Below are 25,588 nucleotides of genomic sequence, written 5' to 3' on the forward strand. Positions count from 1 at the left end.
TTGTTCTAGCTGCTCTTGTAGCGGATCGTGTCGAAGCGGGCGGCCAATGCATCGTAAAGCAGCAGCCGGCCGACGAGCGGTTCGCCGATGCCGGCGATCAGCTTGATCGCCTCCATGGCCTGCAGCGTGCCGACGACGCCGGTTAGCACGCCGAGCACGCCGGCCACGGCGCAGGATGGCACCAGGCCGGCCGGCGGTGGTTCCGGGAAAAGATCGCGATAGCTCGGATTCGGCCTGCCGTCCGTGCCCGTCTCGAACGGTTTCAGCACGGTCACCGAGCCGTCGAAGCGGCCGACGGCGGCATGGACCAGCGGCCGCTTTTCCACGGCGCAGGCGTCGGCCACCGCATAACGGGTTTCGAAATTGTCGGAGCCGTCGACGACGATGTCATAACCGGCGACAAGGGCAGGGGCGTTGTCCGCCGTCAGCCTGAGATTGTGCAGTTCCACGGCGACGTTGGGGTTGATGCGGGCGATCGCCGCCTTGGCACTGTCGGTCTTCGCCATGCCGACAGCGCCGGTGCCGTGGATAACCTGTCTTTGCAGGTTCGACAGCGAGACGCTGTCGTCGTCGACGATGCCGAGTGTGCCAACGCCGGCTGCGGCAAGATATTCAAGCACCGGCGCTCCCAGCCCGCCGGCGCCGATGACCAGGACCCGAGCCCGCTTCAGTCGCTGCTGGCCGGCGCCGCCGATCTCGGGCAGCACGATGTGGCGGGCGTAGCGTTCGAGTTCTTCGTTGGTGAGCGCGGTGGTGATCATCGCCGGACCATATAGCGCGAGAAAAATCTTGTCAGGCGGTAATGCACGTTGCCAAAGCCTGCCATCGGCTTGCCCATCGGGGTGCGCAGCAGTTGAATAGTGTGAATGGTGAATGGTGAATGGTGAATAGTGAATAGTGAACCCTGATGATTTAGTGATTAGGGATTAGTGATTAGTGATTAGTGATTAGTGATTAGTGAATAAGGGTGCTCTCACTACCATTCACCATTCACCATTCACCATTCACCATTCATTACTACTTTTGGCACAATATCCAGGAACTCAAACGGTTGGCCCGACCGTGCCGTGATCGACGGTCAGGAACTGCGCGCGTCCGTTGAGACTGGAAAACAGCGCCGCATCGGTCCCGGTCATGAAAGCCTGGCAATTCAGCTCTTCGAGGATCGAGAACAGCGCGGCGCGTCGGCCCGCGTCGAGATGGGCGGCGATTTCGTCGAGCAGCAGGATCGGCGTCATGCCAGACATCTCGCAGGTCAGCCGGGCGTGCGACAGGACCATGCCGACCAGCAGCGCCTTCTGCTCGCCCGTCGAGCAGAGTTCGGCCGGCATCGCCTTTGGCCGGTGCCGCACCACGAGGTCCGACCGGTGCGGGCCGTCGAGCGTGCGCCCGGCGGCGCGGTCGCGATCGCGAGCTTCGGCAAGCGCGCGGCGGAACCGCTCCTCGACATCGACAGCCGCGCTGGTTGTGACCTCGCTTTCCAGCGCGCCGGACAGGCCGATGTCGGCTTGCGGAAATGGACCGGAGCTTGGCAGCCTGTCGATCATGGCGGTGAGTAGGCGCACCAGTTCGGCACGCGCCGCGGCAATCGCCACACCGGTTTCGGCCATTTGCGTCTCGATCGCATCGAACCAGGCGCCATCGCGCGAGCCTTCGGCGAGCAATCGATTGCGGCCGCGCATTGCTTTTTCGTAGTCGAGCGCGCGCTGGCCGTGGCCCGGATCGATCGCCAGCACCTGCCGGTCGAGAAAGCGCCGCCGATCTGCGGCCGGCCCGGTGAACAATGCATCCATCGCCGGTGTCAGCCAGACGACGCGCAACCATTCCAGCATGTCCTCCGCCGAGCGCGCCGCCGCGCCGTTGATCCGCACCCGCCGGCCGCTTTCGGCGGCGTCGCCGCCTGCGATGCCGGTGCCGATCTCGACCGGGCCGTCCGGCCCATCGAGCCGGGCATGAATGGCAAAGCCGCCGTCGCCGCCTTCGCGCGCCACGTCGGCATAAGGCGCACGGCGCAGGCCGCGCCCCGGCGTCAACAGGGAAATCGCCTCCAGCAGATTGGTTTTGCCGGCACCATTGTCACCGGAAAAAACCACCTGGCCGGGATCGAGATCGATCGACAGTGTTGTGTAATTGCGGAAATTGGTAAGCGAAAGCTTACTTATATGAGTCTGCTGATCGCGCTCAGGCTGCTTCGCAACTCCGGTCATGACAGCAAGATGGCCTCGTTCGGGCCTAAAGCGCGCCGCGTTTGACCGGCCTCATACGACGCGCTTTAGGTTTGTTGTTTTTATGCATGTCGTTATCGCAAAACCGCGGCACACTTTTGCGCGACATGCATCAGACCCGCATCGGCATCAGCACGTAGAGCGTGGTTTCGTCGGCCATGTCGTGGATCAGCGTTGGCGAGCCGGCATCCGCCAGCATGAATTTTGCCTCGGTGCCGGTCAACTGGGCGGCGACGTCGAGCAGATATTTGGCGTTGAAGCCGATTTCGATCGCGTCGGACGAATAATCCGCGGCCAGTTCTTCGGTGGCGCTGCCCGAATCCGGATTGTTGACTGCAAGCGTGACCTGGCCTTCTCCAATCGAAAGCTTCACCGCCCGGCCGCGTTCGGACGAAATGGTCGAGACGCGGTCGACGGCAGCGGCGAAACTCTGGCGGTCGATGATCAGCTTCTTGTCGTTGCCGGTCGGGATCACCCGCTGATAGTCCGGGAAGGTGCCGTCGATCAGCTTCGAGGTCAAAACGACGCTGCCGATGGTGAAGCGGATCTTGGTGTCGGACAATTCGGTGGTCACCGCGATAACAGGGTCATCGACGAGCTTTTGCAATTCGCTGACCGTCTTGCGCGGAATGATGATGCCCGGCATGCCTTCCGATCCTGCCGGCGCGTCGATCTCGGCGCGCGCCAGCCGATGGCCGTCGGTCGCTACCGAGCGCAGCTTCAGCTTGCCGTCGGCGTCATGCGTGTGCAGGTAGATGCCGTTCAGGTAGTAGCGCGTCTCTTCGGTGGAGATGGCGAATTGGGTCTTCTCGATCAGGCCCTTGAGTGCGACCGAATCGAGCCGGAAGATATGCGAGAACGATCCGGCCGAAAGCTCCGGGAAATCGGATTGCGGCAGGCATTGGAGGCGAAAGCTCGAGCGGCCCGAGGTCACCGTCATGGCGTTGCCGTCTTCGTCGGTCTTCAGCATGACCTCCGCGCCGTCGGCGAGCTTGCGCACGATGTCGTAGAGCAGGTGCGCCGGAACCGTCGTCGCCCCGCCGCGCTCGACCTTGGCGGGCGTGGCTTCGGTCACCTCCAGGTCGAGGTCGGTCGCCTTCATTTCAAGGGTGGCGCCTTCGGCGCTCAACAGCACGTTCGACAGGATCGGTATGGTGTTGCGCCGCTCGACCACGCGATGAACGTGGTTGAGCGACTTCAGGAGATTTGACCGTTCCAGGATAACACGCATGACGAAACAGGCTCGCTTGAATGAATGAGCGGGTCTCCGGCAAGCGGCAACCCGCGAAAGGTCTGAACAGGCTCAGAATCTGCACAAACTGACAGGAAAAAACCGGTGAGCGCAAGCCCGTGCTGACGGTTCGGGCCGGTTACGCGGGCTTTCTTGGGATAAAACCGGCGAAGCCCGCAAGCCATGCCGGTCGCGCAAAAGCATGCCCTCGGGTCAGGCCCGAGAGTGTGCAGCGGCTTTGCGGCAACGACGTGCATAAAGACAGAGATTTCAAGCGCGTCGCAGCCATCCAGACGCCGACACGCTTTTGTTTTTCCGGCCGGTCAGGCCTGGTCGTTGATCAGTCTTCTCAGCAATTCGAGTTCCTGCGCCAGCGTGTTGTCGACGCCTGAAAGATCCTCGATCTTGCGCACGGCGTGCAGCACCGTCGTGTGATCGCGGCCACCGAAACGCCGCCCGATCTCCGGCAAGGAGCGCGGTGTCATCACCTTCGACAGGTACATGGCGACCTGCCGCGGCTTGACGATGGTGCGGGTGCGCCGGTTGGACAGAAGTTCCGTCTTCGACACATTGTAGTGGCGCGCGACGATGCGCTGGATGTCCTCGATGCGCACCCGCTTCGGCTCGCCCGAACGATAGATGTGGCCGAGGATCTCATCGATGCGGTCGATGGTGATCTGCGGTTCGAACGACTGGCGGAACAGAAGCTGGTTGAACGCACCTTCGAGTTCACGCCCGCTGCCGGTCACCGTGCGGGCGACATGGTTGAGGATCTCCTCCGAGATGTCGAGCGATTGATCGTCGGCCTTGGCGGTGGCAAGGCGCAGCTTGAGCATGCCGATCCGCATGGCGAAATCCGGTGCCGACATTTCGAGCGCGACGCCGCCGTTGAGGCGCGAGCGGACGCGGGGCTCCAGTGATTCCAGTTCCGACGGCGGCCGGTCGGCGGCGACCACCACCTGCTTGGCGCTGTCGAGCAGCATGTTGATCAGATGGCAGAATTCATGCTGGATCGACTTGCCCTGCAGGAACTGCATGTCGTCGATGATGAGGAGGTCGATGTCGCGCAACTGTTCCTTCAGTGTCAGCGCGTTGTTGTCGCGGATCGCGGTGGCAAACCGCCACATGAAATATTCGGCCGTGAGATAGACGACGCGCGACTTCGGATTCTGCTTCAGCGATTCCGCCGCGATCGCCTGCAGCAGGTGCGTCTTGCCCAGCCCCACCGTCGCGTGCAGAAACAGCGGATTGAAGCGCACCGCGCTCGACTGCGATTCCGCCACCGCCTTGGCGGCGGCGAAGGCCACCCGGTTTGACGGTCCCTCGATGAAGGAGCCGAACGTGTAGCGCGGGTCAAGCGGCGAACCGAGCACATTGTGCCTGAACTCGGTCTCGGCAGGCATTCCCGGGCGAGGTGCCGGTACCCGCTCCACCCTGCCGGGGGCCGCTGTTCCGGCGGCGAGCGCCGTTTGCGCTTGCCTGGTCATCTTGCGCGCAGGGGCCACTTCGGGCTCGACGCCGTTGCGTCCCGGGCGGGTAGCGGTGCGCACGACGATCTCGATCTTGAGGATTTCGGGATCCTCGTGTTTCCACAGCTCGGCGATGAGGTCGAGGTAGTGGCCGTTGATCCACGAGCGCAGGAAGGCGGTGGGCACCGAGATGCGGACAATGCCCCGGGACGCCTCGGCGACCTTCATGCGCCCGAACCAGCTCGAATAGACTTCGGTTCCCAGACGCGCCTTCAACTGGGCCTTGACCCGGTCGAACTTTTGTTCCGCGTCGATGGAAGCCGACATAGCGTCCCCTCCGGTTAAGGTCCCAGGGAATGGGAGGTCGCCCGTAAGCTCCCTTTCGATGCCGCTCTGCATGATCGAGTTCCTTGTCCTTTTGTACCTTTTTCCGCCGGGAATGCGCCTCCTGCATCCATGTTTCCGGCGACCGTGTCCTCACAGCGACACCATCGCCGCCGCCGGCAGCTGATGTCGCCTCATTGTCGGGGAACCGGCGCCGGCTCCTCGGAGCCAGCCCGCTTTGGTCATGTCAGGGCAATACAATTCCGCCCGGCGAAACGCCGGCGCGTCATTGATCTGCCATGTACAATTACGCCATTCCCCTACCGTATCGAAAAGGCAAACCAAACCCGTACGCGGAGATAATCCGCGTCATGAATTCTGCCACTTTTTTGCTGGCCGATTCAGGCTGGGTTAAGGGCCAACGGCCCGTCCCTCTCGATAGACAGACCTTAGCGAAATCGCTGTGGATAGGGCAAGGCCACGACTAACGGATTTTTAAGGAATGTGGTTAGCGCAAACGGGTTCGGAGCCTGCGTTGCACTGGCTTGTTTTGACAAACCCATTGTGATTCAAACCCTTTTCCGGCGAATGTGAAAAAGGCCGCGTCGCGCGAAATTTTATCAAATAATTTTCTTGACAGGCAATTGTCGCCCATCCCTCGCACCTGATGTGAACAAGCTGTGGATGACCGTCCGCAACCGTTTGAAAAATAAAGGTGATTTTCGACAGTTGATATTTTCGCCGTGAACACTTTCAGCGGCTGCGCCTGTCAGCCGGCATGTATATGCCGGCAAAGCAATTCGAACTTCGAAATCGTGCGGGGTGTTGCTTGCGGGCTTTCTTTTTACGTACTTGCCGGCAAACGAAAAAACCCGGCACGAGCGGCCGGGTCTGAAAAGGACAAGTTTAGTAAAGGTATATCAGCCCGGATATCCGGGTTAGGCCGACAACACCTTGAGGCGCTGGGCCAGGCGCGACACCTTGCGGGATGCCGTATTCTTGTGCACCACGCCCTTGCTCGCGGCGCGCATCAATTCCGGCTCAGCCACCTTGAAAGCAGCCTGCGCGGCCGCCTTGTCGCCCGAGGCGAGCGCCTCTTCGACCTGGCGGATGTAGGTCCGCACGCGCGAGCGGCGGTTCTTGTTGATCGCCGTGCGGCGGGCGATCTTGCGCGTTGCCTTTTTGGCCGAGGAGGTATTGGCCATGATGCCTCTCTTCTGATCTGGTGGGCGCATGCGGGATGCCGCAAGGCGCAAAAAACAAACGGGCAGCCACAGGGCCGCCTCGGTTGGTGCGGCTTATAGTTCAGCTTTTCCGGCGCGTCAACGCTGCTTCGCCTTCTTTTTGGGCCGCTGCTGTCGCTCGCTCCCGGCTGATGTCGTCGCCATCTACCAGTTCGAGAAATTTGGCTACCGGTTCGAGAAATTTGGCTTCCGCTTCTCGACAAAGGCCGCCATGCCTTCCTTCTGGTCATCGAGCGCAAACAGTGAGTGAAACAGCCGGCGCTCGAACCGCAGCCCCTCGGCCAGTGTCGTTTCATAGGCGCGGTTGACGGCCTCTTTCGCCATCATCACCGACGGCAGCGAAAAATCGGCTATCCTGGCCGCCGCCTTCAACGCCTCCTCGAGCAATTCGCCGGCGGGCACGACACGCGACACCAGGCCGCAACGCTCGGCTTCCGCCGCATTCATCATCCGTCCGGTCAGGCACATGTCCATCGCCTTCGACTTGCCGACGAAACGGGTCAGGCGCTGCGATCCGCCCATGCCCGGCATCACGCCGAGCGTGATCTCGGGCTGGCCGAACTTGGCGTTGTCGGCAGCGATGATGAAATCGCACATCATCGCCAGTTCGCAGCCGCCGCCGAGCGCATAGCCGGCCACCGCCGCGATGACGGGCTTGCGCGCCCGGGTGAGCTCTTCCCAGCCGATAAAGAAATCCTGCACATAGGCGTCGACAAAGGCGATCGCCTGCATTTCCTTGATGTCGGCACCTGCCGCGAAGGCTTTTTCGGAGCCGGTGATGACCATCGCGCCGATGTCGGCATCGGCGCAAAAGCCGTTCACGGCCGCGACCACGTCCGCCAGGACCTGCGAGTTCAGCGCATTGAGCGCCTTCGGCCGGTTCAGCGTGATCAGCCCGACCTTGCCGCGGGTTTCGACGATAATCGTTTCATAGGCCATGACTGTATCTCCTCACTCGGTCATCTCCTTGCATCAGGCGTCCAACTCACACCCGGCACCTGGCTTACACCCCCACCTAAGTCACAACTGACAGCTCCGGCAATAGAAGGTGGAACGCCCGCTTTGCACGATGCGCTCTATATGGCCGCCGCAGCCGTGCTTGGGGCAGGCCTCGCCCTCGCGATCATAGACGGCGAACGAATGCTGGAAATAGCCCAGAGACCCGTCGGTCTGCACATAGTCGCGCAGCGACGATCCGCCGGCGGCGATCGCATCGGCGATCACCGCGCGGATTGCTTCGGCCAGGGCGTCGCGCTGCTGTTTGGCCTTCTTTCCAGGCTTTGCGATGGTGCCTGCCTCGCGCAACGGCGACAGGCCGGCGCGCCACAGCGCCTCCGACACATAGATATTGCCGAGCCCGGCGATCAGCCGCTGATCGAGAAGTGCTGCCTTTAGCGGCGACTTCCGGCCTTTCAGCAGCGAGGCGAGCAGTTCGCCGTCCAACGCATTGCCTGTCGGCTCGACGCCAAGCCCCGCCAGCATCGGATGCGTGTCAGGCGCTCCTTCGGAAAACAGCATGAAGCCGAAACGGCGCGGATCGTTGAAGGTCACCCGGGACCGGGCGCCTTGGGGGGAGACGATATGGAAGACGACATGGTCGTGCACTGCTCTCTTCGGGCGCTCATGATAAAACGCGCCCAGCATGTCGCTGCTGTCGGGTAGTTCGCTGCCATCGGAGGTCTCGATGCGGAACGAGCCCGACATGCCGAGATGGCAGATCAGCACCGGACCGCCTTCCAGGTGCATCGTCAGGTATTTGGCCCGGCGGCCGAGCGCCGTAATCGTCTTGCCGGTCAGCCTCTCCAAAAAATTCTCGGGAAATGGAAAGCGCAGGTCGGGCCGGCGCGCCTCGACGCGGGCGATGCGGGCGCCTTCCAGAACCGGCTGCAGGCCCCGCCGCACCGTTTCGACCTCAGGCAACTCAGGCATGGCCGCCTATCGCTGCATAGAAGGAGGTGCCGTGACGGCCGCGTGCCAATCCAAGATGCTCGGCGACGGTTTCACCGATGTCGGCGAATGTCGTTCTCATTCCGATGTCGCCGCCAAACCCTGGTCCGATGCCGATCACCGGAATGCGTTCGCGCGTATGATCGGTGCCGTGCCAGGTCGGGTCGTTGCCATGGTCGGCCGTGAGGATGAGAAGGTCGCCTGCCCTCAGCCGTGCAAGCGCCTCCGGCAGCCGCCGGTCGAAGGCCTCGAGCGCGGCGGCATAGCCGGCAACGTCACGCCGATGGCCGAACTCGGTGTCGAAATCGACGAAATTGGCGAAGACGAGATCCCCGTCGCCCGCGTCGTCCATCGCGCCGAGTGCTTTGTCGAACATCGCCATGTTGCCGGCGGCCTTGCGCACTTCCGAAATGCCGCGATGGGCGAAGATGTCGCCGATCTTGCCGACCGCGATGACCCGGCTGCCGCGCGCCGTCAGCCGGTCGAGCAGGGTCGGTTCGGGCGGCGGCACCGAATAGTCCCGGCGGTTGTGCGTCCGTTCGAAGCTGGCGGCGGTTTCGCCAATGAAAGGCCGCGCGATCACCCGTCCGATGTTCAGGGGATCTACCAGCCTGCGCACCACCTTGCAGAATTCGTAGAGCCGCTCCAGGCCGAAGTGAACTTCATGCGCGGCGATCTGCAGGACGGAGTCGACCGAAGTGTAGCAGATCGGCTTGCCGGTGCGGACATGCTCCTCGCCGTACCGCTCGATGATCTCGGTGCCCGGAGCATGGCAATTGCCGAGAATGCCCGGCACCTTTCCTTCGCGAATGATCGCTTCGGTCAGGTCGGCTGGAAAGGCGGGAACCGTGTCCGGGAAATAGCCCCAGTCGAAGCGGACCGGCAAGGCGGCGATTTCCCAATGGCCTGACGGCGTGTCCTTGCCGCTGGAAATCTCCTGCGCCGCGCCGTGGAAGGCGGAGGCAAGCAGGCCGCCGCTGTCGAAGCAGAATCCTGTCGCGGTTTTCGCCGCGTGCGCCAGGCCGAGCGAGAGCATGTTGGGTACGAAAAGCGGGCCTTTGCGCAGCCCCTCGCGATCCGCCCGGCCTTCCGCGCAGGCTCGAGCGATATGTCCGAACGTGTTGGAACCGGTGTCGCCATAGCGGTCGGCGTCGGCCGCGCCGCCGATGCCGAAGGAATCGAGAACAAAAAGGAAGGCGCGCGCCATTGCAGGGGTTCATTATTATCGTTTGTCTGTCCGCCCAGACATAGGCGGCCGCGCGGGCATTGGCAATTCGGAACCAGACGGCTGTGTGCACATCCGGGCGCGATGGTAGAATTGTCGCCGGCATCGGCGTGGATCGACGAAAACGAGAGGGAACTCACATGCGACATGCAAGGCATCCGCGGCTATCGTGCGCCTGGTGTCAGGCCGATAGCAATGGCGATCGGGCGCCGTCGTTCAGCAGGTGTCGCAGGTAATCGTCGGGCTCCTGCGGGGCCTGAGATAATAAGTTTCGCCCATCGATATCGAGTTGAAAGCCGAACTGAAGCCAAGCCGCTTTTCACTATCCGCCGACCAGGTGATGATCGGCTCGTATGCCAGATTGCTTTCGACGCGAACGAGAAACGTGCCCTTGACCTCGAGCTGCGGTGCAACCGTGGTGACGGAGTTCTTGGCGGCGCCGGCGCTGAAGGCATCGCCCACCATCTTGCGTGACCAAGCGACCAGCACCCGCGGCGTCGGCTCGTTCGTGACCTCTATTGCGGTGATGGTGATTTCCGGGGTCGATCGGTTGTACGGCTGAAGGGTGGAGTTGCCGATCTGCATGATCGCATCGAGTTCGGCCGGCGTGACGGTCTGCTGCTGGGTGACGAGATCCGCCACCATGCTGCCGATGCGACTGACCTTCTTGTTGGTCTCGATGGCTTGCGAGGCTTCCATGGTCAAGAAGTACATCATCAGCAGGACGGGCACGATGAAGGCAAACTCAACCGCCGCGACACCGCGGCGATCACGGCAGAACCGTATGGCTTTCGCGCAGATCCCAGCGGTCCTCATATGTGCCCCCGCACGCCCCATGCTATCGTCCTTTTCCCACGCAGCGGTTTGCATTTTCAGTCGTCGAACGGCTCGTTCTTCCAGGTCATCGATGCGAAATGCAGCGTGTTGCCGTCTTTCAGATTGGCCATCGACTTGGCCATGAAATCGGTCATGACGGGCCATTTGTAAAAAACCCGCAGCATGTTTATCGATTCAGCAAGCCGGGGGATACTGTAAAAGTCGAGGGGGTCGTACCGGTCAACGCGATTTCGCCGTCTTGGATATTGAAGCCCGCCTGGGCCGCAGCGGCGAAGCTCGGATACGCGCGCAGATCCACTTCCAATCCCGGGCAGTCCTTGGCGACCATGATCTCCAGCCGGCTGCAGATCATGGACTTCAGCGTCGCCTCGGTCACGTTGGCCTGCCTTATCTGGCCAGTCCGCAGCTGGCGCGCGACATCGTCGGTGATATTGGCCATCACCTCTTGCCCGGCAAATGAAATGCAGCTCTCCAGTATGGCAAAGACGAGGAGCGCAAATGGCACCGCAAGCATCGCGAACTCCAAAGCGGTGCTGCCGCGCCGGTCGCCAAGGAAGCGCGCTGAAAGGCTTGATCGTCCTGCTTTGCTCATGTCCCGTGCCTGCCGATCCCTTAGGGGGTGTCGGGCAACATTAGCGCAAACCCATTGAAGTGCGGTTTTGATGATCGTTAAATTCGAAGGGGAGGTTTTAACAGGCCGAGTAACCGAAGCGGCTTTTTCAGCGAGACGAAACGGTCGGGTCGCTTACTGGCCGGCGCTCATCTCGGCTTCCGAGGTCTTCTCCGCCTCGCTTTTATATGAGCTTTCACAATACGGCGTGCACGACATGGTCTGTATTTCGGCGCGTCGATAGATGCGCACCGAGGACGCGTCCTGTCGCACGACGGTGATCTGCTCGTCGACGATCGGACGGCCCTCCTGATCGAGGACGACGAGATTGGTGACGCCGAAGCCCTTGCCCGTCAGCACGATCGTCGAAGCATCCTGCACCGAGGCGTCGGCGATCGCCGGATTGCCGACGACGATCGTATCGGCAGCGCGCGACAATTTGACGATCTTCGCCTGGTTCATGGTGACCTCGATGCCTGCGCCGGCCTTGGCCGGCACGATAAGAGCCGTGGCGGCAAGCAGCGCGGCAATCGGAAAGGACGATCTCGGCCCGGTCATTGAAGCGCTCCACGGCGGCAATTTGCTCAACGGAACATGAACGAGATTGGTGAAGCAAGGGTTAAGCGGAGGGGAGCCGTGATGATGTCGGGCTCGGCCCTTTGATCGCCTGGAGCTGGGATCGCCAGGAGCGGCCCGCCCTTTCTCAGGTCGCTAAATTGCGCCTTTCGCAGCCTGCTGCGCCTGTCGGGTCCATAGGCGGCACTTAGTCTACGGTTAACCACGCAATGTCATCGAAGCCGGAAAGGAATCGGTAAGGCTGTTTATTAAGCCGATTGAAAGAGCTTCTCGATAGATTGGCAGTATCCGATCAGCCAACAGAGAAGTTGACGGAATTGCTGTAACACCTGGAGTAGGAGCTCTTGAATGTCTAATCTCATTGCACGTTTTGTGAAGGACGAATCCGGCGCGACCGCCATCGAATACGGTCTGATCGCCGCCCTCATCGCGCTCGCCATCATGGTCGGCGCCGGCCAGCTCGGCACTGCCCTGGACACCAAGTTCCAGGCTATCGGAACCGCGGTGAAAAACGCCCCCACCGGCACCCCGCCCGCCGCAACCCCCTGATAACGGCGTTCAGTTGTTTCCAGATAGGGCCGCCGCACTGGCGGCCCTTATCCATTCATGCCGCGCGATTTGAATTTTCGGCCTCATCAATCGTTAATCGGACATGCCTAGGCTGAGACCAGCACAGTTCGACCACAGGCGCCACGCCCATGCTTGAAGCCCTGATCTTCGTTGTCTTTCCGTTCTGCATGCTTTTCGCCGCGATCTCCGACATGCTGTCGATGACGATCGCCAATCGCGTGCCGGTGCTGCTTGTCGCCGTCTTCGCCCTGGTCGCGCCGCTGACCGGCATTGACTGGGCAAGCTATGGCTGGCATTTTGCCGCCGGCGGCCTGGTCCTCGCCGTGACCTTCGGGCTGTTCGCGCTCGGCGGCATGGGCGGCGGCGACGCCAAGCTGCTGGCCGCCAGCGCCGTCTGGATGGGGCTGAACATCCACCTCGTCGAATACCTCCTGGTCTCGACCGTCATCGGCGGCCTGCTGACGCTCGCCATCCTCGTCTATCGGAAATCACCGCTTGCGGCCGTCACCAGCCACAATCCGTTTTTACGCCATTTCGCCGACGAGACATCAGGCGTTCCCTATGGCATCGCGCTTGGCATTGGCGGCCTGCTCACCTTTCCGGCTTCGCCGTTGATGGCATGGGCGCTCGCAAGCCTGGCAGGCTGATTCTTCCCGCGTCAGGCCAGCCTACCACATTCGATTTGGCGTTGGAGCAGGCGGCTTGGCCGCCTTTATTGCTGGCCGGACCGGATGCCTCAAATTCATGTAAACCTTAAATTAATCACGATCGTAAGTATTAAATTAACCTTGTTTTGACGATTGCCGCTGCAAGGTCCGGCTTGGCTAGGTTGTTTGCCAAGGCGAGGTTCGGACAGATGCCAGCATCCCGACTGATCATTCTAGGCGTGGCGGTGGCCGCGGCGGGTGGCGCAGGATATGTCGCAAAAAACATGGTGGCGGCGCCGCCGCCTCAAATCGTCGATTCCGGCCCCGAGGCGCCGGCAATCGCGTTGCAGGACGTGCTTGTCCTGTCGGGCGACGTTCCGATGGGCAGTCCGCTGGAGAACAACATCAGTTGGCAGTCCTGGCCGGCCGACGGCATCAACGCGAATTTCATAACCCGCGCCGCGGAGCCCGATGCGTTGGAGAAGCTGAAAGGCGGCGTCGCCCGCGTGGCGATGTATGCCGGTGAGCCGTTGCGGCGCTCCAAGCTGATCGGCGAGGGACAGAGCTTCATGTCGTCGATCCTGCCCTCCGGCATGCGGGCCGTCGCCACAGCCGTATCGGCCGACACGTCGGCCGGCGGCTTCATTCTTCCCAACGATTTCGTCGACGTCATCATGACCCGCAGAGCCGATCCGGCGGCCGGCGGCAGCGGTTTTACCACCGAGACCATCCTCAAGAACATTCGCGTCCTGGCGATCGACCAGACCATCCAGGAGGACGAGGAAGGCAAGCGGACCAGGGTCGGCCAGACCGCCACCCTGGAACTGACACCGCAGCAGGCGGAAATCATCACCGTCGCCCAGCAGATGGCGGATCGGCTGACGTTGGCGCTGCGGTCGATCACCGACACCCAGGAGAAGAACCTGGGCGAGGCCGACTATCTCGTTTCCGGCAATGGCCGGCGCGGGACAGTGCGCCTGATCAAGTCGGGCGAAGTTTCAGAAGTGGGAGCAAGGCAATGAGGTTAAACGCTCCGGTCACACTGGCTGCGGCAATCGGCCTGTTCCTGCTTGCATCGAATGCGCATGGCCCCCTCGAGGCGAATGCGGCAGGCGCCGAGGTGTCGGCTTCGACCGCCACCCAGCGCGTCAAGCTCGGTCTCAACAAGTCGGTGGTCATCGACCTGCCGAGCGATGCCTACGATATTCTCGTCGCCAACCCGGCGGTCGCCGATGCGGTGACCCGCACCGCGAGGCGCATCTATCTCTTCGGAAAGGCGGTCGGCGACACCAACATCTTCGTCTTCGGCCCTAATGGCGAACAGATCGTCAGCCTGGATCTGGCGGTCGAACGCGACGTCGCCGGGCTGGAAGACTATATCAGGCGCTTCATACCGTCTTCGAGCATCACGGTCGAATTGCTGAACGACAACGTCGTCCTGACCGGAACCGTGGACACTCCGCTGGATGCCAAGCGCGCGGTCGATCTGGCCACCATCTTCGTGTCCGGCGGTGAAGCGACCACGGGGCAGTATTCGCAGACCGCCTCCGGCGGCTCGGCCGAAGCCGGTGTCGACATCGACAATCCGGATTCCGAGCGTCGCGTCAGCCAGATCGTCAACCTGCTGCAGATCATCGGCGACGACCAGGTGACGCTGAAAGTGACGGTGGCCGAGGTCAGCCGCTCCGTCATGAAGCAGCTCGGCGTCAACCTGATCGGCAGCGGCAGCAGCAACGGCATCAGTTGGGCCGCGGTAAGCGACAACTTCACCGGCCTGGGCAAGTCGCTGTCGAACTCTGGCCTCGCCATCGGCACCTCGACGCTGGACGCCTACATCAACGCCATGGAGCAGTCAGGAGTCATGAAAACCCTGGCCGAGCCGACGTTGACGGCCGTATCCGGCGAGAAAGCGACCTTCAAAGTCGGTGGCGAGTACAATATGGTGACCGGCGTTTCCCAAGCCGTGTCCGACGATAACCAGACCGGTGTGAAGACGTATGAAGTCGAGAAGCTCGAATATGGCATTGGCCTGGAATTCCAGCCGGTGGTGCTGTCTCCCGGCCGCATCAGCCTGAAGGTCAGGACTTCGGTTTCCGAGCCGACGACGGAGGGATCGGTATCCTTGTCCGAGGGTGTGACAAGCCCCGGCACGAACGTCCTGTCGCTCCGCAAACGCTTGGCCGACACGACGGTGGAGTTGCCTTCCGGCGGCTCGATGATGATCGCCGGCCTGGTACGGGATGACATCAGGCAGGCCGTCAACGGCCTGCCTGGGCTGACCAAGATTCCGGTGCTCGGCACGCTGTTCCGCAGCCGGGACTTCGTCCGCAACGAGACCGAGCTCGTCATCATCATCACGCCCTATCTGGTGAAGCCGGTGACGCGCAACGCCCTTGCCAAGCCGGATGACAATTTCAACGCGGCCAGCGATGGCGCCGGCATGTTCCTTGGCCGTGTCAATCGCGTCTACGGCACCATGCAGACCGACAAGCCCAACGGCCGTTATCACGGCGTTGTCGGCTTCATCTACAAGTAAGCGGGGAAGCGGACATGTCTCAGTCAGCGTTGAAGCCAAGGACGATCACCGCAGCGATGCGGTCCGGCCGTTCGCGGATCTGCCTGCCGGTCCTGGCGGTTGCGGTCGCCGCATTGCTGGCGGGCTGCGCCAACCGGGACAGCATCACGGTCGGCGCTGTTCCGGACGACTATCGCACCAACCATCCGATCGTCATTGCGGAGAAAAACCAGAAGATCGACCTTCCGGTCGGCGCCGGCGATCGCGGCATGACCGGGTCGCAGCGCGACACGCTTCTCGGCTTCCTGGATGGCTATGACAAGAGCGCCGCTCCGACCCTGACGATCTCGATCCCGAGCGGTTCGGCCAACGAGATCGCCGCGACCGCGGCCGGTCGCGATTTCGCCAGGCTTGCGATTGCCAGCGGCATCAGCCGCAACCGGATCGTCATCACCACCTACCAGTCGGTTTCGGCCGAAGCATCCGCGCCGATCCGCGTCGCCTATGTCTTGGTGAAGGCGCAGACCGACAGATGCGGACGCTGGCCCGAAGACTTGATGCAGACCTCGGAAAACAAGCACTATGCCGATTTCGGCTGCTCGTATCAGAACAATCTTGCCGCCCAGATCGCAAATCCGACCGATCTGCTCGGGCCGCGCAAGCAATCCGATATCGACGCGGAAAATCGCGGTGCGGTAGTCGACGTCTACCGCCAGCGAGGCATTTCGGACGAATTCCTCGGCAATTCGGAAGTCGATTATTGAGCTCGAGCCGCCCAAGTCACAAGAAGACAAGTCACGGAAAGAAATGACGATGAGCAACCTTGCCTACGACACGGGGATAGATGGCGGCGACACCTCGCAGCAGGACATCGCCGCCATGCAGGCGTTGCGGCCGATTCCGCGCATCTCGATCCAGGCATTTTGCGAGACCGACGGCGTTGCCAATCCGGTCGAGCGCGCCGGCGAGGATCGCCGCATGGCGAAGGCCCATCTGAAGGTCCATATGGGCGGCGTCGCCACCGCCATCGAATTCTACCAATCGGCGCCGACACCGAACCTGATCCTGCTGGAATCGCGCAGCGAGCCGAAACAATTGCTCGAGCAGCTGACGCAGCTCTCCGAATATTGCGATCCGACCTCGAAGGTCGTGGTCATCGGCCACTACAATGATGTCGGGCTCTATCGCGAGCTCATCCGCTCCGGCATTTCCGAATATGTCATCGCGCCGGTATCGATGGCCGATATCGTCAGCGTGATATCGACGATTTTCGTTGATCCGGAAGCCGAGCCGATCGGCCGCTCGATCGCCTTCATCGGCGCCAAGGGTGGCGTCGGCTCCTCGACCATTGCCCATAATGTGGCCTGGGCGATGTCGTCGCTGTTCAAGTCCGAAGTGGTTGTCGCCGATCTCGACCTGGCTTTCGGAACGGCCAACATCAATTTCGATCAGGATCCGGCGCAAGGCATTGCCGAAGCCGTTTTCTCACCGGAGCGCCTCGACGAGGTCTATCTCGATCGGCTGCTTGCCCAGTGCGCCGAGCACCTGTCGCTGCTTGCAGCGCCTTCAACGCTCGATCGGGTCTACGATTTCGATCCAGACGCTTTCACCCAGCTTATCGACACGGCGCAGCGCAGCGTGCCGCTGCTGGTGCTCGATGTTCCGCACATCTGGACGGGCTGGACCAAGAACATACTGGTCAAAGCCGACGAGATCGTGATCACGGCGACGCCGGAGCTGGCCAATTTGCGCAACACCAAGAATCTGGCCGACATGTTCAAGCGGCTTCGCCCGAACGATCCGCCGCCGAAGCTGATCATCAATCAGGCCGGCGTGCCGAAGCGCCCGGAGATTTCGTCGTCCGACTTCGCCGACTCGCTCGGCCTGTCGCCGATGTCGGTCATTGCTTTCGAGCCGCTGCTGTTCGGAAACGCCGCCAACAACGGGCGCATGCTCGGCGAAATGGATGCCAGGAACCCGGTTGTCGGCATTATCAACGAGATTGCGCATGTGCTGACCGGGCGCAGCGAAATCAAGGCAAGAAAGAAAGCGGGCCTCGGCAATCTCCTTGGCAAGCTCTCGCGCGGCAAGAAGTGATGCTTCCGGAGCGGAATTGGTAATCGATCATGTTTGGTAAAAGAGGCAGCGACGACGGCAGCCGGTTCACCCCGGAATTCCGTCAGCCGGCACCTGCGCCTGCCGCGCCGGCGGCAAACCCTGCGGAAACGGCGGTTCTTGCCAAGCCCGCACCGCCGCCATCTGGCACGCCTGGCGCGTCTGCTGCGCCGCCGCCCGCACGCCGTGCTGTCGAGGCGCCGCCATTGACCCCTGAGCCGAAAAAGCTCCAGCGCCAGAAGAGCGAAACCTATTACGACACCAAGAGCCAGGTCTTTGCCGCGCTCATCGACACTATCGACCTGTCGCAGCTCGCCAAGCTCGATCCCGAAAGCGCGCGCGAGGAAATCCGCGACATCGTCAACGACATCATCGCGATCAAGAATTTCGCGATGTCGATCGCCGAGCAGGAAGAACTGCTCGAGGACATCTGCAATGACGTGCTCGGTTACGGGCCACTGGAGCCGTTGCTCGCTCGCGACGACATCGCCGACATCATGGTCAACGGCTCCAAGGACGTCTATATCGAGGTCAACGGCAAGGTCGAGCAGACCGGCATCCGTTTCCGCGACAATCAGCAGCTCCTCAACATCTGTCAGCGCATCGTCAGCCAGGTTGGCCGCCGCGTCGATGAATCGAGCCCGATCTGCGACGCGCGCCTTCCCGACGGCTCCCGCGTCAACGTCATCGCGCCGCCGCTCGCCATCGACGGCGCCGCTCTCACCATCCGCAAGTTCAAGAAGGACAAGCTGACACTCGACCAGCTGGTCAAGTTCGGCGCCATTTCGCCGCCCGGCGCCGAGATTCTCAAGATCATTGGCCGCGTCCGCTGCAACATCGTCATTTCAGGCGGTACCGGTTCGGGCAAGACGACGCTGCTCAATTGCCTGACCAACTATATCGACCGCGATGAGCGCGTCATCACCTGCGAGGACTCGGCCGAGCTGCAACTGCAGCAGCCGCATGTCGTGCGTCTGGAAACCCGCCCGCCCAACCTCGAGGGCGAGGGCGAGGTGACCATGCGCGATCTTGTCAAGAACTGCCTGCGCATGCGGCCCGAGCGCATCATCGTCGGCGAAGTGCGCGGACCTGAAGTGTTCGATCTTCTGCAGGCGATGAACACCGGCCATGACGGCTCGATGGGCACGATCCACTCGAACAGCCCGCGCGAATGCCTGAACCGCATCGAATCGATGATCGCGATGGGCGGTTACACGCTGCCGCAGAAAACCGTGCGTGAAATCGTGGTCGGTTCCGTCGACGTGATCATCCAGGCCGCACGCCTGCGCGACGGATCGCGGCGCATCACCCACATCACCGAGGTGATCGGAATGGAGGGCGACGTCATCATCACGCAGGACATCGTTCTCTACAACATCAAAGGCGAGGACGCGAACGGCAGGCTGCTGGGCGAGCACGTTTCGACAGGCATCGGTCGTCCGCATTTCTGGGAGCGCGCCCGCTACTATGGCGAGGAACAGCGCCTCGCCAATGCGCTCGAGGCGATGGAGAAACGCGCTGACTGATGCATTTGGAGGCGTGGGGGCCAGGGCCGATGTTTGGAATTGACGGCACCGTGTTGGCATTTATCGTGCTCGCCGGCTTCAGCGCCGGCGCGGTCGCCTATGCTTTTCTGTTCAACCGGATCAGCACCGAAAAGCAGGTCGGCAGACGGCTTGAAACGATCAAGACCGCAGAGACGGATGGTGCCGTCGTCAAGGCTTCGCGCGATCGCGTGGCGGAAGCGGCCAAGCGGCGCAAATCGGTTCAGGATTCACTGAAGGACCTCGAACAGAAGCACAAAACCAGCCAGAGCCTCGTCAAAAAGCCGCCTCTGAAGGCCCAGATCCGTCAGGCGGGCATGAAGGTCTCGCTCGAGCGCTTCTATCTCTACTCGACGGTTTGCGGCGTCGTCCTGACGTTTCTTGCCTTTTTCGCCGGTGCGCCGTTGTTTGTCTTGCCGGGTGCGCTGCTGGTCGGTGGCCTCGGCCTGCCACGCTGGTTCGTTTCGTTTAGCCGCGCCCGCCGGGTCAAGGCGTTCCTCAACGAATTTCCGAACGCGCTCGACATCATCGTGCGTGCGGTCAAATCCGGCCTGCCGCTGAACGACGCCGTCCGCCTGATCGCCAATGAATCCCCCGAACCGGTCAAGACCGAGTTCCGCCGCATCATCGATTCGCAGCAGATGGGCCTGTCGATCCCCGACGCCAGCATGCGCATGGCCGAGACGATGCCGTGCACCGAGGCGAGCTTCTTCGGCATCGTCATCCAGATCCAGTCCCAGGCCGGCGGCAATCTTTCCGAGGCTCTGGGCAATCTTTCGCGGGTGCTTCGCGACCGCAAGAAGATGAAGGCCAAGGTCCAGGCGCTGTCCATGGAAGCGAAGGCGTCCGCGGTGATCATCGGCGCCTTGCCTTTCGTCGTCGCCTGTCTCGTCTACCTGACAAGCCCGAACTACATCATGCCATTGTTCACCACCAGCGTCGGCAATCTGATCCTCGGCTGCTCCGCGGTCTGGATGTCGATCGGCATCCTGGTGATGCGCAAGATGATGAACTTCGAGGTTTAGGATTTCGAGCGCATGACCGAGAACGTCGTCAAAACCCTTACCGATCCGGCATTTCTGATTGCCCTGCTGGTCGGCATTGCGGTGTTTGCCACCGTGTTCACGCTGCTGCCTGCCTTTGGCGGAAACCAGCTCAAGGCGCGCATGAAATCGGTGGCGCTGGAGCGCGACGAACTGCGCGCCAAGCAGCGTGCGCGGCTTGCCCTCGATGCCGATCGCCGCCGCAAGGGCCTGCGCGAGCAACAGTCGATCGGCATGCGCAATATTGTCGACCGGCTGGACCTCAGGCGCGCCTTGGCCGATGAAGGCACCTTGCAGAAACTCAAGGTGGCTGGCTTCCGCGGGCAGAATCCGTTGACGCGTTTCCTTTTCTTCCGTCTGATCCTGCCCTTTGTCGGCTTTGCCCTGGCTGCGATCTATCTGTTCGTGCTCGGCGGGTTGCCGGAGCAGCCGCCTCTCATCAAGTTGTTCGTCTGTATCGTCGTCGCCTATGCCGGTTTTTACGCGCCGGTGCTCTATGTCAACAACCGCGCCACCAAGCGCAAGCAGTCGATCCAGATGGCGTGGCCGGACGCGCTCGACCTGATGCTTATCTGCGTCGAATCCGGCATGTCGGTGGAGGCGGCGTTTCATAAGGTCGCCGACGAGATCGGCGCGCAGTCGGTGGCGCTTGCCGAAGAGTTCATCCTGACCAATGCCGAGCTTTCCTACTTGCAGGAGCGCAAGCAGGCCTACGAGAACCTAGCAAGCCGCACCGGCCTGGAATCGGTCAAGTCGGTGTCGCAGGCGCTGGTCCAGGCCGAGCGCTACGGCACGCCGGTGGCGCACGCACTGCGCGTGCTTGCCGGCGAAAGCCGCGACATGCGCATGAACGCGGCCGAGAAGAAGGCCGCGGCCTTGCCGCCGAAGCTCACCGTGCCAATGATCCTGTTCTTCCTGCCGGTGCTGTTCGCCATCATTCTGGGTCCTGCCGGCATCCAGGTCAGCGAGCGCGGCATTTTCGGCGACCAGCCGACATCGAGCAGCCAATAGGCGACAATGCTTTCGTCATCCCAGGGCGGAGCAAGGAGCGAAGCGACGCGGCGCAGACCCTTTGATCGCCGAGGGACAGCGCCCCCCTCTGTCCTGCCGGACATCTCCCCCACTTGGGGGGAGATCGGCAGCTTCGGCGACGGCTCCCTTCTTCGGCGGTAGTGATTGGCGAAAGCGGAGATGACGGCCAATCTCCCTCCTTGTGGGGGAGATGTCCGGCAGGACAGAGGGGGGCGCGAAGGATCGCTACAAAGCGCTTTTATTCTGGTCCGCTGCATTCTTCGGCTGGCGTAACGGCATGGATACTAGGGTCTTCGCCGCGTCGCTTCGCTCCTTGCTTCGCCCTAGGATGACGAAGGCGTGGTGGCCTATGCCAATCGCCAGCGTTGGAGATTTGGCAGCCGACCGGCCGGCAGCGAAGGTCAACAGCCCCTTTCAACAGCGAATCTCAGTGGCAATCGCAAACCTCTAGGATTAGCCGAAGCATCCCTCCACTTCGTCATCCTAGGGCGGAGCAAGGAGCGAAGCGACGCGGCGCAGACCCTAGGATCCATGCCGTTACGCCAGCCGAACAACGCTACAGCCCAGAACGGCACTTGCATCCGCAACGGTGCTCGTTACCCTTCCCCTATGACCGGCTATGCCTACATGACCTCGGCCGCCGAGCCGCGGTCAGTTGGTGGCGGGCTTTGTCTTGTCCTGGTCCTTGAGCTGGCTCCAGGCGTTCTGCTGGGCGAGCATCTGGCGAAGGTAAGTCACGTTCGCCTGCGCCTGTTCGGGCGACAGCTCCTGCGAGGCGATCTTCTCGGCCTCGTCGAAGCGGCCCTGCAGGCCGACGACCAGCGCCAGGTTCTGGCGGACGCGGCTGTCGGCATTCGGCTGCTGGGCGGCCGAGCGCATATAGGTTTCGGCCGTGCGCAGATCACCTTCCAGCACATAGGACATGCCGAGATTGGAAAGGATCGAAGGTTCGTTCGGCTTGAGGTCAAGCGCCTTGCGGTAATTCTGGCGCGCCCCGTCTCTCTGGCCAAGCTGGTCGAGAATAGCGGCTTCCGCCGACACCAGCTTCCAGTCGGGATATTCCGGTGTCTGCGCGCGGCGCACCGCGTCGAGCGCCGGCTCGAACTGCCCGTTGGCGGCAAGTGCCTTGCCATAGGCGGCGAGCACGTCGCGGTCTTTCGGCAGGACGATCGCCAGTTTGCGCATCACGGCGAGCGACTGGTCGGCGTCGCCATCCATTTGCAGCGCCGCGGCATAATTCGTCGCGATCCGCTTGTCGTTGGGGTTCTTGGCGTAGGACTGACCCAGCGCGATCGTCGCCTTGTGCAACTCGCCGGCCGACATGGTTTCCAAGGGTTTGCCGCTGGGGCGTCCGATCGAGCCGGTCGTCAGCTTGCTGGTCCCGCAGCCTGCAACGCTGGCCGCGAGCGCTATTATGAACGCCGTGGTGATCAGCCGCCTGGCCGTGGCGTTGGTCATGCGGTTGGTCGGCATCTGCACCAGGGCCTCCATTCGTCAAATTGGCTTTTACGTGGCCATCTTCCCTCCCGCAGAAATATTCTGTTAACCCTAACGGATCGTTAAAAAGCGCCGACTCGGAAGCCGGAGACCGTCGAATGCCAGTCGAACTCATCGAGAGAGAACTGAAGACCACGCTGCCGGTTCATCTGGTGGCGAAGGGTGGACTGGATGCGGCAGGGCTTGCCTCCTCCTCGCTCGCCTGGGCCAGGGCCAACGGCTTTTCCGGTCAGGCCGGCCGGACGCTGATCCTGCCCGACGAAAACGGCGCGCTTGCCGGCGCCCTGTTCGGCACGGGCGACGGCGAAGGCGCGCTTGCCATCGGCGCGCTGGCGAGAGCCTTGCCCGCAGGCGACTGGCATTTCGCCTCCACACTGGCCGAGCCGGAAATCGCGGCCATCGCCTTGGCGCTCGGCGGCTATGTCTTCACCCGCTACGGCAAAAAGCCTGGCAGGACGCTGCGTTTTTCGCTGCCGCCCGGCGCTGAAGGAGCTTACGTTCGCCGCATCGCCGAGGGCGTTTTCCTGACGCGCGATCTGGTCAACACGCCGACCAGCGACATGGGACCTGACGAGATGGAGAAGGCAGTTCGGACGCTGGCCGGGACGTACGACGCCGAAGTGTCGGTGACCAGGGGCGACGACCTGCTCAAGAAGAATTTCCCGATGATCCATGCGGTCGGCCGCGCTTCCGTCGGCGCACCGCGGCTGATCGACATGATCTGGGGACCGGAGAACGCCCCGAAGGTGACGCTGGTCGGCAAGGGCGTCTGCTTCGACACCGGTGGTCTCGACATCAAGCCGTCCTCGGGCATGCTTTTGATGAAGAAGGACATGGGTGGCGCTGCCAACGTATTGGGCCTCGCCTCGATGATCATGGCCGCCGGGCTGAAGCTCCGGCTGCGTGTGCTGATCCCGGCGGTCGAAAATTCGATTGCCGGCAACGCCTTCCGGCCCGGCGACGTGCTGGTGAGCCGCAAGGGCATCACCGTCGAGATCGGCAACACCGACGCCGAGGGACGGCTGGTGCTGGCGGACGCCTTGGCTCTGGCAGACGACGACGAGCCGCACCTGCTGATCGACATGGCGACCTTGACCGGGGCTGCTCGCGTCGCGCTTGGTCCCGATCTGCCGCCGTTCTACACCGGCGATGAAGCGCTGGCGTCGGACCTGGCTGCGGCCTCCGTCGCAGTCGAGGATCCCCTGTGGCGCATGCCGCTGTGGAAACCCTATGCCGCAAAGCTGTCGTCGAAGATCGCCGACATCAACAATGTCACGTCAGACAGTTTCGCCGGCTCGATCACCGCGGCGCTTTTCCTGAAGCGCTTCGTCGAGAAGACCGCCGCCTGGGCGCATTTCGACATCTTCGCCTGGAACCCGTCCGATCGTCCGTACGGTCTCACCGGCGGCGAGGCGCAAGGCATCCGCGCGCTGGAAAGGATCATCTCGAAACGCTACGCTTGACGCCGCGGTGCAGGACATTCTCGTGACTGAAACGGAACCGAAACAATTTGCCGTCATTCTGGCCGGATGTCGATTTCGATGCGCCCGAGTCAGGCCTTGCGACTGTGGCAGCAGGTGATGCTGCACCAGGTGCGCGACGATGCGCCGGACCTCACCATGCGCCAGACGGCGATCCTCTTCACGATCTATCTCGATCCACCGCCGCATACAGTGCGCGGCCTCGCCGCGCGGCTCAATGTCACCAAGCCGGTGATCACCCGGGCGCTCGACACGATGGGCGCAATGAAGCTGGTTTCGCGCCATCGCGATGAGCTCGACAAGCGCAACGTGCTGGTCAAGCGAACCGTAGAAGGTGCTCTCTTTGTCGAGCGCTTCGGCGATGTTATCATTGCCAGAGCCCAGGAATTGCCGATCTAGAGCAGGATTCCGAACCGCAGGTCAGCGAAGCAAAGCAGCACAGTTTTCGGGACCATGCTCCAACACCAAGCCAGAGCCGAGTTGCCGATTTGACCGCCAGGGATGCCCGCCTTCACGCCTTCCGTTCCGATCTCGCCGATATCAGGCTGAAAGGCGAGGTCGCCGCCGATCGCTTCGTCGCCGGGCGGCCAGCGCGGGTTTCAGCCGCAGTGGCCGACATCCGCAAGGCGCCGCGGCCGGATGCCGGCGTCAACACGCAGCTTCTGTTCGGTGACGACGTCCTCGTCTTCGAAGATGCCGAGGGCTGGGCCTGGATCCAGTCGGAGCGCGACGGCTATGTCGGCTATGTCGCCGACACCGTGCTGGGCGGACGGGACCATGCGCCCACCCATGTCGTCTCGGTGCCGCGTACCTTCCTCTATCCGGGACCTGATTTGCGGCTTCCGCTGAGCGGGCAACTGTCGATGGGATCGGCGCTGACGGTGACCGGCGCGGCAGAAACGCGCGGCACCCATTATGCGTTGCTGCCGTCCGGCGAGGCAGTCATCTCAGGCCATCTCAGGCCTCTAGGAGAGCCGGCTGCCGACTATGTCGCGGTCGCGGAGACTTTTCTCGGCACCCCCTATCTGTGGGGCGGCGCCTCCGGCTTCGGCATCGATTGCTCCGGCCTCGTGCAACTGGCGATGCACATGACCGGCAGGCAAGTGCTGCGCGATTCCGACATGCAGGCGGCGACCATTGGCGAGTCGCTCGACCCGGGTCCGGATCTTGCCGGGTTGCGGCGCGGCGACCTGGTGTTCTGGAAAGGCCATGTCGCTGTCATGACCGACCCGGAAACGATGATCCACGCCAACGGCCACACCATGCTGGTCTCGCGTGAAGGGTTCAGGCAAGCCCTCGCCCGCATCGGCTATCTCTATGGCGGTCCGACAGGGTTTAGGCGGCCTTAATGTAAGCGCTCATCCTTCTCCCCTTGTGGGAGAAGGTGGCCGCGAAGCGGCCGGATGAGGGGTGTTCCAGGGAACGCCAACGCCTCATTTCTTCCAGCACCCCTCAT

The 25,588-nt window shown here is 62.3% G+C and carries 23 protein-coding genes and 1 pseudogene; 12 read left to right on the forward strand and 12 right to left on the reverse strand.

Features of this window, described 5'->3' with window-relative positions:
• Positions 1–5: 5 nt before the first annotated feature.
• From M727_RS0104740 to M727_RS0104795, 11 genes and pseudogenes are all read right to left on the reverse strand, one after another.
• Positions 6–761, reverse strand: a complete 756-nt coding sequence (locus M727_RS0104740; protein ID WP_023802132.1) for a molybdopterin-synthase adenylyltransferase MoeB — start codon at positions 759–761, stop codon at positions 6–8.
• A 282-nt stretch (positions 762–1,043) separates the two neighbouring features.
• A complete protein-coding gene (gene recF, locus M727_RS0104750; protein WP_051505516.1) occupies positions 1,044–2,207 on the reverse strand; it encodes a DNA replication/repair protein RecF in 1,164 nt (387 codons plus the stop codon).
• Positions 2,208–2,337: 130 nt separating this feature from the next.
• Positions 2,338–3,456 carry a DNA polymerase III subunit beta gene (gene dnaN / locus M727_RS0104755; protein WP_027151702.1) on the reverse strand — a complete coding sequence of 373 codons (1,119 nt, stop codon included), beginning with the start codon at positions 3,454–3,456 and terminating at the stop codon, positions 2,338–2,340.
• A gap of 323 nt (positions 3,457–3,779) precedes the next feature.
• Positions 3,780–5,252, reverse strand: a complete 1,473-nt coding sequence (gene dnaA, locus M727_RS0104760) for a chromosomal replication initiator protein DnaA (RefSeq protein WP_023802135.1) — start codon at positions 5,250–5,252, stop codon at positions 3,780–3,782.
• 935 nt (positions 5,253–6,187) lie between these two features.
• Entirely contained in the window at positions 6,188–6,454 is a 267-nt protein-coding gene (gene rpsT / locus M727_RS0104765; RefSeq protein ID WP_023802137.1) for a 30S ribosomal protein S20, read from the reverse strand.
• Positions 6,455–6,658: 204 nt separating this feature from the next.
• Positions 6,659–7,432 carry an enoyl-CoA hydratase gene (locus M727_RS0104770; RefSeq protein WP_027151704.1) on the reverse strand — a complete coding sequence of 258 codons (774 nt, stop codon included), beginning with the start codon at positions 7,430–7,432 and terminating at the stop codon, positions 6,659–6,661.
• Between the two features lie 81 nt (positions 7,433–7,513).
• Positions 7,514–8,422: a bifunctional DNA-formamidopyrimidine glycosylase/DNA-(apurinic or apyrimidinic site) lyase gene (gene mutM / locus M727_RS0104775; protein WP_027151705.1), complete on the reverse strand. Its 909-nt coding sequence runs from the start codon at positions 8,420–8,422 to the stop codon at positions 7,514–7,516.
• Complete coding sequence (locus tag M727_RS0104780; protein WP_027151706.1) at positions 8,415–9,647, reverse strand: phosphopentomutase; 1,233 nt, start codon at positions 9,645–9,647, stop codon at positions 8,415–8,417. The genes mutM and M727_RS0104780 overlap by 8 nt, the downstream gene beginning before the upstream one ends.
• A 234-nt stretch (positions 9,648–9,881) precedes the next feature.
• On the reverse strand, positions 9,882–10,502 hold the full coding sequence (locus M727_RS0104785) for a TadE/TadG family type IV pilus assembly protein (protein ID WP_027151707.1): 621 nt from the start codon (positions 10,500–10,502) through the stop codon (positions 9,882–9,884).
• Between the two features lie 35 nt (positions 10,503–10,537).
• Positions 10,538–11,094, reverse strand: a pseudogene (locus M727_RS35850) (TadE/TadG family type IV pilus assembly protein).
• Between the two features lie 153 nt (positions 11,095–11,247).
• Positions 11,248–11,670, reverse strand: a complete 423-nt coding sequence (locus tag M727_RS0104795) for a pilus assembly protein N-terminal domain-containing protein (protein WP_023802143.1) — start codon at positions 11,668–11,670, stop codon at positions 11,248–11,250.
• A 366-nt stretch (positions 11,671–12,036) separates the two neighbouring features.
• On the opposite strand from M727_RS0104795, the gene M727_RS0104800 reads away from it, so the two are divergent.
• The 9 genes from M727_RS0104800 to M727_RS0104840 all read left to right on the forward strand — a co-directional run bounded on the left by M727_RS0104800 (position 12,037) and on the right by M727_RS0104840 (position 21,133).
• Positions 12,037–12,237, forward strand: coding sequence for a Flp family type IVb pilin (locus M727_RS0104800; RefSeq protein ID WP_027151708.1), 201 nt, complete (start codon positions 12,037–12,039; stop codon positions 12,235–12,237).
• A gap of 149 nt (positions 12,238–12,386) precedes the next feature.
• Entirely contained in the window at positions 12,387–12,905 is a 519-nt protein-coding gene (locus M727_RS0104805; RefSeq protein ID WP_027151709.1) for a prepilin peptidase, read from the forward strand.
• 209 nt (positions 12,906–13,114) lie between these two features.
• A complete protein-coding gene (cpaB, locus tag M727_RS0104810) occupies positions 13,115–13,927 on the forward strand; it encodes a Flp pilus assembly protein CpaB (RefSeq protein WP_023802146.1) in 813 nt (270 codons plus the stop codon).
• Entirely contained in the window at positions 13,924–15,441 is a 1,518-nt protein-coding gene (locus M727_RS0104815) for a type II and III secretion system protein family protein (protein WP_027151710.1), read from the forward strand. The genes cpaB and M727_RS0104815 overlap by 4 nt, the downstream gene beginning before the upstream one ends.
• Positions 15,442–15,455: 14 nt before the next feature.
• On the forward strand, positions 15,456–16,184 hold the full coding sequence (locus M727_RS0104820) for a CpaD family pilus assembly protein (RefSeq protein ID WP_027151711.1): 729 nt from the start codon (positions 15,456–15,458) through the stop codon (positions 16,182–16,184).
• Between the two features lie 49 nt (positions 16,185–16,233).
• Entirely contained in the window at positions 16,234–17,517 is a 1,284-nt protein-coding gene (locus tag M727_RS0104825) for a CpaE family protein (protein WP_023802149.1), read from the forward strand.
• 29 nt (positions 17,518–17,546) lie between these two features.
• Entirely contained in the window at positions 17,547–19,061 is a 1,515-nt protein-coding gene (locus M727_RS0104830; RefSeq protein WP_027151712.1) for a CpaF family protein, read from the forward strand.
• Between the two features lie 29 nt (positions 19,062–19,090).
• Positions 19,091–20,104 carry a type II secretion system F family protein gene (locus tag M727_RS0104835; RefSeq protein ID WP_027151713.1) on the forward strand — a complete coding sequence of 338 codons (1,014 nt, stop codon included), beginning with the start codon at positions 19,091–19,093 and terminating at the stop codon, positions 20,102–20,104.
• Positions 20,105–20,116: 12 nt separating this feature from the next.
• Entirely contained in the window at positions 20,117–21,133 is a 1,017-nt protein-coding gene (locus M727_RS0104840) for a type II secretion system F family protein (protein WP_027151714.1), read from the forward strand.
• A 672-nt stretch (positions 21,134–21,805) separates the two neighbouring features.
• Here M727_RS0104840 and M727_RS0104850 read toward each other — a convergent pair.
• Entirely contained in the window at positions 21,806–22,627 is an 822-nt protein-coding gene (locus M727_RS0104850) for a tetratricopeptide repeat protein (RefSeq protein ID WP_027151716.1), read from the reverse strand.
• Between the two features lie 122 nt (positions 22,628–22,749).
• Between M727_RS0104850 and M727_RS0104855 the strand changes: the two genes are divergently transcribed.
• The 3 genes from M727_RS0104855 to M727_RS0104865 all read left to right on the forward strand — a co-directional run bounded on the left by M727_RS0104855 (position 22,750) and on the right by M727_RS0104865 (position 25,481).
• The gene (locus M727_RS0104855) at positions 22,750–24,114 is read left to right on the forward strand and encodes a leucyl aminopeptidase family protein (RefSeq protein WP_027151717.1); all 1,365 of its coding nucleotides are present in this window, start codon (positions 22,750–22,752) and stop codon (positions 24,112–24,114) included.
• Positions 24,115–24,180: 66 nt separating this feature from the next.
• Entirely contained in the window at positions 24,181–24,531 is a 351-nt protein-coding gene (locus M727_RS0104860) for a MarR family winged helix-turn-helix transcriptional regulator (protein WP_027151718.1), read from the forward strand.
• Between the two features lie 89 nt (positions 24,532–24,620).
• Entirely contained in the window at positions 24,621–25,481 is an 861-nt protein-coding gene (locus tag M727_RS0104865; protein WP_027151719.1) for an NlpC/P60 family protein, read from the forward strand.
• Positions 25,482–25,588: the final 107 nt, after the last annotated feature.

It is taken from the genome of Mesorhizobium sp. WSM2561 (assembly GCF_000513915.1).
GTDB lineage: Bacteria > Pseudomonadota > Alphaproteobacteria > Rhizobiales > Rhizobiaceae > Mesorhizobium > Mesorhizobium muleiense.